The sequence below is a fragment of the Martelella radicis genome (assembly GCF_014196625.1).
GTDB classification, from domain to species: Bacteria; Pseudomonadota; Alphaproteobacteria; order Rhizobiales; family Rhizobiaceae; genus Martelella; species Martelella radicis.
This window is the reverse complement of the sequence record NZ_JACIDZ010000012.1, coordinates 126,442-139,192: the sequence shown is the minus strand read 5'-3', so window position 1 is coordinate 139,192 and position 12,751 is coordinate 126,442. Positions and strand designations below refer to the sequence as shown.

The 12,751-nt window shown below is 63.3% G+C and carries 10 protein-coding genes; 4 read left to right on the top strand and 6 right to left on the bottom strand.

What is annotated here, in order from left to right; all coding sequences use genetic code 11:
- Nucleotides 1–102: 102 nt before the first annotated feature.
- Nucleotides 103–549, top strand: coding sequence for a phosphoribosyl-AMP cyclohydrolase (hisI, locus tag GGR30_RS17050; RefSeq protein ID WP_183488579.1), 447 nt, complete (start codon nt 103–105; stop codon nt 547–549).
- Between the two features lie 3 nt (nt 550–552).
- Here hisI and GGR30_RS17045 read toward each other — a convergent pair whose 3' ends face one another.
- A complete protein-coding gene (locus GGR30_RS17045; protein ID WP_183488577.1) occupies nt 553–987 on the bottom strand; it encodes a CBS domain-containing protein in 435 nt (144 codons plus the stop codon).
- A 126-nt stretch (nt 988–1,113) separates the two neighbouring features.
- On the bottom strand, nt 1,114–1,842 hold the full coding sequence (locus tag GGR30_RS17040; RefSeq protein WP_183488575.1) for a rhomboid family intramembrane serine protease: 729 nt from the start codon (nt 1,840–1,842) through the stop codon (nt 1,114–1,116).
- A gap of 266 nt (nt 1,843–2,108) precedes the next feature.
- Here GGR30_RS17040 and GGR30_RS17035 point away from each other — a divergent pair, with 266 nt between their 5' ends.
- Both GGR30_RS17035 and GGR30_RS17030 read left to right on the top strand, forming a co-directional pair.
- On the top strand, nt 2,109–3,560 hold the full coding sequence (locus tag GGR30_RS17035) for a D-alanyl-D-alanine carboxypeptidase (RefSeq protein WP_183488573.1): 1,452 nt from the start codon (nt 2,109–2,111) through the stop codon (nt 3,558–3,560).
- A gap of 211 nt (nt 3,561–3,771) precedes the next feature.
- Nucleotides 3,772–4,041: a hypothetical protein gene (locus GGR30_RS17030; protein WP_343066515.1), complete on the top strand. Its 270-nt coding sequence runs from the start codon at nt 3,772–3,774 to the stop codon at nt 4,039–4,041.
- A gap of 80 nt (nt 4,042–4,121) precedes the next feature.
- Here GGR30_RS17030 and GGR30_RS17025 read toward each other — a convergent pair whose 3' ends face one another.
- From GGR30_RS17025 to GGR30_RS17010, 4 genes are all read right to left on the bottom strand, one after another.
- Nucleotides 4,122–4,772, bottom strand: a complete 651-nt coding sequence (locus GGR30_RS17025; RefSeq protein WP_183488571.1) for a YiaD family glycine zipper/OmpA-like lipoprotein — start codon at nt 4,770–4,772, stop codon at nt 4,122–4,124.
- 141 nt (nt 4,773–4,913) lie between these two features.
- Nucleotides 4,914–5,504, bottom strand: a complete 591-nt coding sequence (locus GGR30_RS17020; RefSeq protein WP_183488569.1) for a YiaD family glycine zipper/OmpA-like lipoprotein — start codon at nt 5,502–5,504, stop codon at nt 4,914–4,916.
- A 122-nt stretch (nt 5,505–5,626) separates the two neighbouring features.
- Complete coding sequence (locus GGR30_RS17015; RefSeq protein WP_183488567.1) at nt 5,627–8,818, bottom strand: efflux RND transporter permease subunit; 3,192 nt, start codon at nt 8,816–8,818, stop codon at nt 5,627–5,629.
- On the bottom strand, nt 8,815–9,951 hold the full coding sequence (locus GGR30_RS17010; protein WP_183488564.1) for an efflux RND transporter periplasmic adaptor subunit: 1,137 nt from the start codon (nt 9,949–9,951) through the stop codon (nt 8,815–8,817). Before GGR30_RS17010 ends, GGR30_RS17015 begins: the two co-directional genes overlap by 4 nt.
- 255 nt (nt 9,952–10,206) lie before the next feature.
- Here GGR30_RS17010 and GGR30_RS17005 point away from each other — a divergent pair, with 255 nt between their 5' ends.
- Nucleotides 10,207–12,663 (top strand): ATP-dependent helicase, encoded by a 2,457-nt coding sequence (locus tag GGR30_RS17005; RefSeq protein WP_183488562.1) that lies wholly within the window; start codon nt 10,207–10,209, stop codon nt 12,661–12,663.
- Nucleotides 12,664–12,751: the final 88 nt, after the last annotated feature.

Sequence of the window (12,751 nt, the reverse complement as noted above, 5' to 3'; positions counted from 1 at the left end):
ACAGGAAAACATGGGATTTCGGCAAGGCTGCGGCAAGCCCCGGCGCATTGCCAAGCGCAAGCGACCGGTCTATCAACGCCGGCAGCAACGACAGGAAAGACCATGCCGCAATTCGAAAAGCCGCCGCAGGACAAGGCCCTGCTCGACGAGGCCTCCGTTTTCACGCCGCGCTTCGATGACAAGGGGCTCGTCACCGCCATCGTCACCGATGCCCGCGACAGTGCGGTGCTGATGCTGGCCCACATGAACGCCGAAGCCCTGTCGCTGACGCTTGAGACCGGCTTTGCCCATTATTACAGCCGTTCGCGCGACACGATCTGGAAGAAGGGCGAGACTTCCGGCAACCTGCAGAAGGTGGAACAGGTGCTGGCTGACTGCGATCAGGACGCGGTTTTGCTGAAGGTCTCGATGACAGGCCATGACGCGGCTTGCCACACCGGCCGACGCTCCTGCTTCTACCGCCAGGTGACGCTCGCTGGCGGCAAGGCCGTGCTCGAAAGCATCGACGACCACAAGGCGTTCGATCCGAAGGCGGTCTACGGCAAATAAGGCTCAGCCGGCGATATAGGACTTGATGTGCTCGGCCTCCTGCTCGACCTCGCGAATGCGCGACTTCACCACGTCGCCGATCGAGATAATGCCGGCAAGCTTGCCGTCAACCTCGACAGGCACATGGCGAAAGTGCCGCTTGGTCATCACCTCCATCAGTTCATTGACGGTGGTGCCCTCGTCGCAGCGGTAGACGTTGTCCGTCATTTCCTGGGAGACGGGCGCGGTCAGGGCACGCGCGCCGTGCTTGCCGACGGCGGCGGCGAGGTCGCGCTCGGTGAAGATGCCGGCGATCCTGCCGCCCTCGTCGGCGATCACCACGGCGCCGATGCGGTTCTGGTGGAGGATGACCGCCACCTCGGAAATTGACGTCGTCGCCGGCGCGGTCACGACCGCCCTGCCCTTCTCGTCCAGTATCATCCTGACAGTGATCGCCATCAAAACCTCCTCGTTTCCGGCACCTTCTGCGCATCCCTCCTCCAGGGCGCTGCGCGGACGATTATGGTGCATGAGGAATTGGGCGATTGCAAGAAAACCCGTGCGGTCCGCTCCTTGCCCGATGCGCTAGAAGATCAGCGTGCGCGGCGTCTTCACGTCGAACAGCGGAAAAGCCAGGAAGCCGAACAGGAAACCGCCCACATGCGCCTGCCAGGCAATATCGGCCGCGCTGACGCCGATGAAGCTGACGCCAACGGCGACAAGAAGATTGCCGACGAGCCAGACCAGGACGAAAGCGCGCGCCGTCGGATCGGCGAAGACCGCGCCGATCGAAAGCCTGGGGCCGAGATGCGCCTGCGGCAGGAACCGTCCGCCGGCAAAGACGAAACGGCAGGCAGCGCCCATATAGGCCGAGACCACGCCGGAAGCGCCGATCAGCACGGTTGCAGCACCCCAGTCCGTGAGCGCGAAGAAAAAGGCGGAGGCGGCAGCGCTTGTCAGCCACAGGAGAAGAAACCGCACCGGCCCGAGCCTTTTGGCGACCGGCGCGCCGAAGATCGCCAGCCAGATCGCGTTGAAGATGATGTGGCTCCAGCCGCCGTGGAGAAGAGAATAGGTGAGCGGCGACCATAGCCAGGCGAGATCCTGGGATCCGAGCGCATGGACATAACGCGCCGGAATGAAGCCGAATTCCTGCCACACCATCATGTTGGTCGCGTAGCCGAGAACGAATTCCTGCAGCAGAAAGACCGCAAACAGCGCCGCAAGTGCCGCCAGCACGACCGGCGGAAGGTTGATCGGCGGCTCGCGCCTCTGGGGCTGGAAGGGGTCGCCGCCGGTTCGCGGTGTGCGCATGGGTCTTGCTCCTGTTCGGCTTCTGATTATCCGATCGCGCCCCGTTTGAAAAGCATCGGCAGACGTGGCAGAAAAGGCCCGCAACAGCGCCTTTGACGGACACGGGCAGAACGAAAAAATGTCGTCGCGCCGGTAACTTAAACGAATATTAACCGCGATTTGATCAGATTTCGCCACAGCCTAGTATTGGATGAACGCGGCCGGTATCATGCCGGCACGGCTTCGCCAGGAACCAACAACCGCCAGATTTCGCAAGAGTTTTTCGAATGCAGAGACAGGCAAACCGCCGCTTCCGTTTGAGCCGGTTTTTCAATGCCGTGATGGTTTTCGCGGCACTCATGACCCTCCTCACCGGCCTACCCGTTAACGAGGCCCGCGCCGATTCCAACGACGCGGCCATCGTGATTGACGCCCATACCGGAAAAGTTCTCTACAGCGAGGCGCCCGATGCGCCGCGCTATCCGGCATCGCTGACCAAAATGATGACGCTCTACATGCTGTTCGAAGCGCTTGATGATGGCCGCGTCACTCTCAACACCAAGATCCCGTTTTCAAAGAACGCGGCAGCCGAGCCGCCGACCAAGCTGGGCATTCCTGCAGGCAGCAGCGTTACCGTCGAAACCGCGATCTATGCGCTCATCACCCGCTCTGCCAATGACGTCGCCACCGCCGTCGGTGAATATCTCGGCGGCTCGGAGAGCAATTTCGCCAGGATGATGACCAACAAGGCGCACGCGCTCGGCATGACGCGTACGACCTATCGCAATGCCCACGGTTTGCCCAACAGCGCGCAGAAGACCACCGCGCGCGACCAAGCCCGGCTCGGCATCGCGCTGCGCCAGCATTTTCCGGAATATTATCACTATTTCGGCACGCGCAATTTCAAATACGGCAAATACAATATCGGCAACCACAACCGCCTTCTCGGCCAGGTGAAGGGCGTCGACGGCATCAAGACCGGCTACACCAACGCCTCGGGATACAATCTTGCGACCTCCGCCGTTTCCGGCAACCGCTCGATCGTCGCCATCGTCATGGGCGGCGCGACCGGGGCAAGCCGCAACCAGTGGGCAACGCGTCTGGTGACAACCTATCTGCCCAAGGCTTCCAACGGCCGCGGCGGCAATTTCGTGATCGCCCGCGCCGACACCATGGTCTTCCCCGAAAAGGGCCCGATCCCCTATCCGCGTCCGGTGGCAGAGGGCGGCGTCGCGCTTGCCTATGCGGCAAACGACAACGCCGCGCCGACCGCTTCGGCTGGCCTCACCGGCGTCCAGGCCGAGCTCGTCTCCAACGTGCCGCTGCCGAGCGAACGCCGCCCGGCCGACAATGACGAAGGGTTGAGCGTCGAGGATGTGCTGCAAACGGCCGACACTGTCGCCGATGCCGTCGGCGATGCGATTATTCCCGCGGCCCAGGCCTCGGAAAGCGCGCCCGACACCTCGATCAAGACGGCCTCGATCAGTCAGCCGCGCGGCTGGGTCGTCCAGGTCGGCACGGCCGCAACCGCCGAAGGCGCCCGCGCGCTTCTGACCCGCACCCGGGGCAAGGCCGGTGGCGCGCTCGACAAGTCCGAACCCTTCGCCCTTGCCTATAACAATGGCGGCCAGGAGATCTACCGCGCCCGCTTCGGCGGCTTCCCCGACCAGGAAGAGGCGGTCAAGGCTTGCCGCGCGCTGAAGCGCAACGGCGTAAGTTGCTGGGCAAGCCTGCAGTAAAACCGAAGTTAAAAACCGGTGCTCCCATGCACCGGCACAGAATGCCGGAATAAAACGCCGGTCCGCATCGCGGGCCGGCGTTTTTGCGTAAAGGGTTTCGAAAGATTTATCCGCTAGCCTCATCGGTAAGGTTTCAGAAAGCAAGAAACGCAAAAGCTTTCGGCGCCATGGAAAAGCCCATTATCTGTCCTGCGTAGCGATGGGGATTGAAGTGAACAGGAAACAGCGTTCCGGCATGATGTCAGGCAATATCGAACCCGCAACCGCCCGCCGCAGCGGTTTCAATCCGCTCCACGAAGCAGCCCAGAAGCTGGCGGAATATGCCCGGTTCCAGGGCCGCTACAAGGCAAGGGAGCTTGTCGGCCTCCTGACAAGCCAAGGAGAGCGCGCCGCGCGCGCCGTCCAGCCTTCAGCCCGCATCCATCTCTATATCCGCGCCGACCGTGACGGACGCGCGCCGGTCAACCTCAGACTGCGCTGACGGTTTCTTTCGAGTACAGCCATGAAAAAAGGCGCCGCGCGGCGCCTTTTGTCGTTTCGGCAAGCCCTTCAGGGCCTGCGTCACATCTTGACGGCGGAGATCTGGATCTCGACGCGCCGGTTCTGCGCCCGGCCTTCCGGCGTCGCGTTGGATGCGATCGGGTTGGACGGCCCGAAGCCAACGGCGGAGATGCGATTGGCGCCAACGCCCGACTGAACCAGATAGTTGCCGACGCTGTTGGCGCGGTCCTGCGACAGCCTCTGGTTATATTCGACCGAGCCGGTCGAATCCGTGTAGCCGTTCACATTGACCGCTGTGCGGTCATATTTACGCAGCACCGTCGAAACCGCATTCAGCGTCGAGTAGAAGTTCGGCAGGATCGAATACCCGTCCGTCGGGAAGGTGACGTTGCCCGGCATGACCAGCGTCAGCATGTCGCCGTTGCGGACGACGGTAACGCCGGTACCGGCCAGAGCCTGACGGAACTCGCGTTCCTGGCTGTCCATATAGGCGCCGATGCCGCCGCCGGCGATCGCGCCGATCGCGCCGCCGATCGCCGCGCCCTTTGCGTCACCGCCAACGGCAAGGCCCGCCAGCGCGCCGAGCGCGCCGCCGGCGAGCGCGCCGGTTCCGGTATTGTTGTTGACGGTCTGCCCCGAATAGGGGTCCGTGGTCGTGCAGCCGGCAAGAAACGCAACGCTTACCGCAGCAATGGTCATTTTCTTCAGCATGGTGTCCCTCGAATAAGAAAAGCCTTAATCAATCTCAAGCCGCCTCATTGCGGCAATGATATGGCGGAGTCGCCGCACCGCTACGACGGCGGCCCGGAGACATGTCCGGGGCCGCCGCTTTCATCGTTTGTTTCAAAAAACTCAGTTGGTCGCTGCCGCCATTTCATCCGCCGCCGGCGGCGGTGCAATGCGGATCTCGACACGGCGGTTCTGGGCGCGGCCGTCGGCCGTGTCGTTGGATGCCACCGGATCGGCCTTGCCGTAACCCACCGGCATGATGCGCTGCGGGCTGACGCCGCGCTGGATCAGCGCGCCGGCAACGGCATTGGCGCGCTGCTGCGAGAGCTTCAGGTTATAGGCGTCCGAACCGGTCGAATCGGTATAGCCGTTCACGTCGATATCGGTGGCGTTATACTTCTGCAACAGACCGGCAACGACGGAGAGCGAAGGGCCGAAGGACGGCACGATATCGGAGCTGTCGGTGGCAAAGGTGATGCTCGAATCGAAGACCAGCGCGATATATTTCGGCGTGCGCACGATGGTAACGCCGGTGCCTTCGAGCTGCTGGCGCATCTCGCTTTCCTGGCGGTCCATATAGGCCGCCGGATCGCTGACGGAGATATTGGTGACCGATACTTCCTCGGGCGCCTGGTTCACGCTGTTCTGCGTGTTGGCCGCGCAGCCCGCAAGCAGCGCGGTTGCGAAGATGGCCGTGATGATCTTGGCTTTCATGTTTCCCCCTTCAGGACTATCGGAATCGGTCATGCCGATCATTGCGTTGAAGGCCTATAACAACAGTATAGTGCCCGCTTTAGCAAGGTTTTCCATGGAAACCAAAGCGGATACCCTCACCGTCAGTGACTGATCGACGCCGCCTCGTGCATTTCCGCATTGAGACGCCGCTCCTCATCCGATTTCGGCTTGGAGAAGCGCGCAAGCAGGTAATAGGCGACCGGCGTGACGTAGAGCGTGACGATGGTGGCAAGGCCAAGCCCGCCGACGATCACCCAGCCGAGCGCGATACGCGCCTCGGCGCCTGCGCCGGAGGCGGCGACCAGCGGAATGCCGCCGAGCACGGTGGAGATCATCGTCATCATCACCGGCCGAAGCCTGAGCATGGTCGCATGTTCGATCGCATCGCGCACGCTCTCGCCGCGATCCCTGAGCTGGTTGGCGAATTCGACGATCAGAATGCCGTTCTTCGCCATCACGCCGATCAGAAGCACGAGGCCGATCTGCGAATAGATGTTGAGGCTCGTCCCGGTCAGAAGCATGGCGATGAAGGCGCAGCCGATGCCGAAGGGCACGGTCGCCAGAATGATCAGCGCGCTCCAAACGCTCTCGAACTGGGCGGCAAGCACGAGAAAGACGATGATGATGGCAAAGCCGAACACCATGCCCATGCCGGACGCGTTTTCATCCAGCGCCGCGGCTTCCGCCTGGGCTTCCACATGGGAACCTGGCGGCAGAAGCGGCTCGGCAAGTTCCAGAAGCCGTTGATAGGCGTCACCCAGCGCCACGCCAGCCCCGAGGCTTGAGGAAAGCGAGACGGCGGCCTGCTGCTGCTCGCGCTCGAGCGTCGGCGCGATGGACTTTTCCTCGAGCGAGGCGATGGTCGACAGCGGCACGATGCGGCCGTCGCCGGTGCGCAGGAAAATATTCCGCAAATCGCTCGGATCGTCGACCTTGCGGGTATCGGCGCGAAGCTGGACATCATAGGAATCGCCGTCGATGAACACCTCGCCGACCGACCGGCCGTCAAGCAAGGCCATCAGCGCCTGCGAAAGCCCGCTGATATCGATGCCGAGATCGGCAGCGCGGCGGCGATCGAGCGTTAGCGCCAGTTGCGCCTGCGTCGCATCCTCGGACAGGCGCGGCGCAGAGAACATCGGATCGGCCTCCATCGCCGCCACCAGCGCGCTCGCGGCTTCCGTCAGCCGTTCATGGCTGGAGCCGACAAGGGCGACGGAGAGCCCGTTGCCGGCGCCGCGGATATTGAGCGAGTTCGGCTGGAAGGCGAAGGCACGCACCGCCGGAATGCTGCCCGAGGCCGCGTTCACGTCGCGGGCGATCTGGTCCTGAGTGCGCTCACGATCCGCCCAGGGCGCAAGCGACATGACGACGAAGCCGCTGTTCGTGTTGCTGCCGAAGCCGGAAATGGAAAAGACGCTCTCGATCTCGCCGCTGTCGATCAGCGGCTGGAGCTTTTCCTCCACCTGCTGGATGCGGTCGCGGGTATAATCGAGGCTGACGCCCTGGGGTGCTGAGACCCGCATCATCAGCATCGACCGGTCCTCGCGCGGCAAAAGCTCGGTGGTGAGGTTGGCATAGGCGAGATAGGCCCCAAAGATCAGCAGGCCGGCCAGCGACAGCAGCACCAGCGGCGCGGCCAGCACCCAGCCGAGCGTCACGGCATAGATCCGCGCAAGGGCCGAGCCGAAACGCGCGACCGGCCCCGGCTTCTGATCCTTGTGGCTCACCAGAATGCGCGATGCCAGCATCGGGCAGAGCGTCAGCGCCACGAAGGAGGACAGCATCACGGCAAAGGCCAGCACAAAGCCGAATTCGCGGAACAGCCCGCCCGCCTGCCCCGGCAGGAAGGAGAGCGGCACGAAGACGGCGGCAAGCGTCGCGGTCGTGGTGATGACGGCGAAGAACACCTGGCGCGTGCCAAGCACGGCGGCCGCGCGCGGCCCCATGCCGTTTGCCCTGAGACGCACGATGTTTTCCAGAACCACGATCGCGTCATCGACGACCATGCCGGTCGCCAGCACGATCGCCAGAAGTGTCAGGATATTGACGGAGAAGCCCGCCACATAGATCGCGGCCAGCGTGCCGACCAGCGCCACCGGCAGGGTGATCGCCGGAATGATGGTGGCGCGCCAGTCGCGCAGGAAGACGTAGATGATGGCGACCACGATCATCGCCGCGAGGATGAGCGAGCGCACCACTTCCTCGATCGAACCGGAAATGAACACGGCGTCGTCGCTCGAAACGCGGATCGTCGTGCCTTCGGGCAGGTTCGGCGCAATCTCGTTGACGACCCGGTGGACGCCCTCGGAAATTTCCAGCGTATTCGACTTCGCCTGGCGGACGATACCGAGGCCGATGCCGGGCTGGCCGTTGTAGCGCAGCGCCGTTGCCGCCGTATCCGGTCCGAAGACGACGGTGGCGACATCGCCGAGACGGACATTTTCGGCTACGCGGATATCGGCAAACTCTTCCGGCGTGGTGATGTCGGCGGTGGCGCGCACGCCGAGCGCCTGAGTGGTGCTGGTCAGAGAGCCCGCCGGCACGTCCCAGGAGATATCGGAAAGCGCCGATGTCAGGTCGGCCACTGACAGGCCCCGGCTCGCAAGGGCCGCCTGGTTGATATCAATGCGAAAGATCTTCTCCCGCTCGCCATAGACGGCAACGTCGGCCACGCCCGGCACGGCGGCGAACCGATCCTCGATCTCATCGCTGACAAGCTCCGTCAGGTCGTCGATATCGAGCGTGGAGGACGTGATCGCCAGCCGGACGACCGGCTGCGCGTCGGAATCCGCCTTGACGATGCGCGGTTCGTCGGCATCGTCCGGCAATTGCCCCTCGACCCGGCCGACAGCATCGCGCACATCCATCGAGGCGACATTGATATCCGTATCCTTGCTGAATTCCAGCGTCACCCGGCTTGAGCCGGTGGACGACTGGGAGGACATCGACTGCAGGCCCGGTACGCGCGCCACCGCGCCCTCGATGACATTGGTCACCTCGCGGTCAACTGTCTCGGGCGCGGCGCCCGAAAATGTGGTGCGCACGGTGATGACCGGCTGGTCGACATCGGGCAGCTCGCGCACTTCGACGCCGAAAAAGGCGGCGAGACCGGCCACGACGATCAGGGCGTTGAACACCGCAGCAAGAATGGGCCGGCGCACGAAGAGAGCGGTAAAGCCGTGCTCGCTCTCATGCTCGGCGATCGCCTTTTCCGCTTCGCTGCGGGCATCGCTCGTCTGGTTCTCGGCCGCCGTCTCTTCGCCAGGCGTCTTGTCGTTCTCGAGGTCGCTCATGATGCGGACCCCGCGCTTTCGCGCTGCGGCGCGCCGGAGGTCATGTCGCTGACGGACGCCCCCTCGCGCAGGCGCTGTATGCCCTCGATGATGACACTGTCCCCCTCGCCCAGTTGGGCATCGACCAGGACCACGTCCGGGTCGCGCTGGATGATGCGGACCCGCGTCTTGGTCGATTTGCCGTCGACGAGTTGCCAGACATAGGCCCCGTCGGAATCCCACTGGATCGAGAGCGGATCGACGGCCGGATAGACATCGCCCGGAAAGCGCATGGACACATCGAAGGACATGCCGGCGCGCAGCGCGTCGTCCTCGTTGTCGAGCCGCGCGCGCACCATGAAGGTGCGGCTTGCCGCGTCGATGCGGTTGTCGACGGCCTGCACCTCACCTTCGAACACCTGCTGGGGGGCGGAAACGAGGCTCGCCTCCACCGGCGCGCCGGAGCGGATTGCGGTCGCGAAACGCTCGGGCACGGAAAAGTCGACGAGGATCGAGGAGCGGTCGTCAATGGTGACGATTTCGGAAGAGGTCGTGACGTAATCCCCGACATTGACGGCGACGATGCCGGCAATACCGTCGATCGGCGCGACGATGCGGCGGCGCGAGAGATCAAGCTCGGCGGCCTCGAGGTCGAGTTCGGCCGATCGCTCGGCAATCTCGGCATTGTAGACTTCGAGATCGGAGATTGCGGATTTTATCCGGCGGTTGACCTCTGCCTGGCGGGTCGCGCTTTCGAGCGCAACCTCGGCAAGGTTGCGGGCGAGCACCTGTTCGCGGTCATCAAGCACGGCAATGACCTCGCCCTTCTCGACCATGTCGCCGGAAGAAAGATTGAGCTCGGTGATGGTCCCTGCCTCTTCGGGCAGCACCGTGACCGAACGGATCGCCTCGCCGCTGCCGATCGCCGTCAGTTCGTCGTTGACGGTGCCCGTCGTCACCGGCGCGGTCACGACCTGTATGCCGCCGCCCGAGAACCCGCCGGGGGGACGTCCGCCGCTGCCGGCAGCCGGTTCCGCCTCAAGTACGCCATAGGAAGTCAGCACAGCGCGCCCGCCGGGCGCCAGAAAAAGCCAGGCAGCCGACCCGATCGCCAGAAGACAGACACTGACGGCAACCTGTTGGTAGAAACGCATCAAAAACCCCGGTTTTCAAGAAGATGCCGAAAATGGCGGCGTGCGGAAAGATAAAAGAATATGAGTGGAATTATCCAGATCACCCGTCGCACTGCAAGCCAAGGAATTGAACCTCACAAAATTGTAATGTTCCGGCCCATTCATCACTTTGATTGCGGCGCGGTTTCGGCGGAGAAGGAGCGTCGTCTGTGCATATTTTGTTCTCATTTCGATGCACGCCTTCACCTTTGCCCTTCAAGCCACTAGATTGGCCCCATGATTCACGGCCACGACGACATACCGTTCTTTGATGACGACGACGAACCGCGCAAGCCGGCGCCCCGATCCGGAGAGACCGCGCGGCAGACGGGCGGCCTTGCCGCGCGCGCCATGGCGGCGCGGCGCGCGCCGGAAGCCCCCGATTACCTGACCGGGCTCAACCCCGAACAACGCGACGCGGTCGAGACCATCGAAGGCCCGCTTCTGGTGTTGGCGGGCGCGGGCACCGGCAAGACGCGGGTGCTGACAACCCGCATTGCCCATATTCTTGCCTCCGGGCGGGCCTATCCAAGCCAGATCCTGGCCGTGACCTTTACCAACAAGGCTGCGCGCGAGATGAAGGAGCGTATCGGCATCCTCGTCGGCGGCGCGGTCGAGGGCATGCCCTGGCTCGGCACGTTCCACTCCATCGGCGTCAAGCTCCTGCGCCGCCATGCCGAACTGGCCGGACTCAGGTCCGATTTCACCATTCTCGACACGGACGATGTCATCCGTCTCATCAAGCAGTTGATCCAGGCCGAAGGGCTTGACGACAAGCGCTGGCCGGCGCGACAGTTTTCCTCGATGATCGACGGCTGGAAGAACAAGGGCCTGACGCCGGAGCTCATCCCGGAGGGCGACGCCCGCGCCTTCGCGAACGGCAAGGGCCGTGAGCTCTACAAAGCCTATCAGGACCGGTTGAAGACGCTGAACGCCTGCGATTTCGGCGACCTTCTGCTGCATCCGATCCGGCTTTTCCGCGAAAACCCGGACATTCTGAAGGAGTATCACCGCCGCTTCCGCTACATTCTGGTGGACGAATACCAGGACACCAACACGGCGCAATATATGTGGCTGAGGCTTCTGGCCCAGCGCCCCGGCGAGGACGACGGACCGGTCAACATCTGCTGCGTCGGTGACGATGACCAGTCGATCTATGGCTGGCGCGGCGCGGAGGTCGACAATATCCTGCGCTTCGAGAAGGATTTCCGCGGCGCAAAGGTCGTCCGGCTGGAGCGCAATTACCGCTCCACGGCGCATATTCTCGGCGCTGCCGGCAAACTCATCGAGCACAATGACGGGCGGCTCGGCAAGACGCTTTTCACCGAACGCGCCGAGCCGGACGACGACAAGGTACAGGTTCACGCCGCCTGGGACTCCGAAGAGGAAGCGCGCGCGATCGGCGAGGAAATCGAACAGCTGCAGCGCCGGGGCGAGCTTCTGAACGACATGGCCATCCTTGTGCGCGCCTCCTTCCAGATGCGCGAATTCGAGGACCGGTTTGTGACCCTTGGCCTCAACTACCGCGTCATCGGCGGACCGCGCTTTTACGAGCGGCTCGAAATCCGCGACGCCATGGCGTTTTTCCGCCTCACCTGCCAGCCGGCCGACGATCTGGCGCTGGAGCGGATCATCAACACGCCGAAGCGCGGTCTGGGCGATGCCAGCGTGCGCAAGATCCATGATTATGCCCGTGCCCGCGACATTCCGATGCTGGCCGCTGCCCGGGAGATGATTGACACCGACGAACTGAAGCCGAAGCCGCGCAAGGCGCTGTTCGACGTCGTCACCCAGTTCACCCGCTGGCAGGAGTTGCTGGAAACCACGCCGCACACGGAGCTTGCCGAAATCATTCTGGAGGAAAGCGGCTATACCGAGATGTGGCAGAACGACCGTTCGGCGGAAGCGCCCGGCCGGCTTGAAAACCTGAAGGAGCTGATCCGCTCCATGGACGGGTTTGAGAGCATGCGCGGCTTTCTCGAGCACGTCTCGCTGGTGATGGACGCCGACCAGAACGAGGAGATGGACGCCGTCTCGATCATGACGCTGCATTCTGCCAAGGGACTGGAATTCAAGACCGTGTTCCTGCCCGGCTGGGAGGAAGGCCTCTTTCCCCATCAGCGTGCGCTGGACGAAAGCGGCCGCGCCGGCCTCGAAGAAGAGCGCCGCCTCGCCTATGTCGGGCTGACGCGAGCCAAACGCAATTGCCACATCTGGTTCGTTTCCAACCGGCGCATTCACGGGTTGTGGCAGTCGACCATGCCGTCGCGTTTTCTCGATGAGTTGCCGGAAGACCATGTGGAGGTCGGCGAGACCGAAGTCTCCTATGGCGGTTACGGCCAGTCGCGCTTCGACCGGGCGGCGCCGTTTTCCAATACCTATGCCACGCCCGGCTGGAAACGGGCGCAGGAAAATCGCACCGATGCAACCCGTGACAACTGGGGCACGCGTTCTGGCCATGCCGTCGAACGCATCGGCTATGGCGAAAGCGGCCCGCGCGGACGGACGATCGAGGGAGAACTCGTTGCCCGCAGCAGCGAAGAGACGCCGTCCAGGTTTGCCATCGGCGACCGCGTTTTTCATCTGAAGTTCGGCAATGGAAACATCGCTGCGATCGAGGGCAACAAGCTGACGATCGACTTTGACAAGGCCGGACAGAAGCGGGTTCTGGATGGTTTCGTCAAGCCGGCCTAGCCGTTGCCGCCCCTCTTCGCGCGGGTGCCGGCCGCTGGGCCGGCAGACGGGCTCCCGCAGTTCGAAAAGGAATGCCATGACTAGGTTT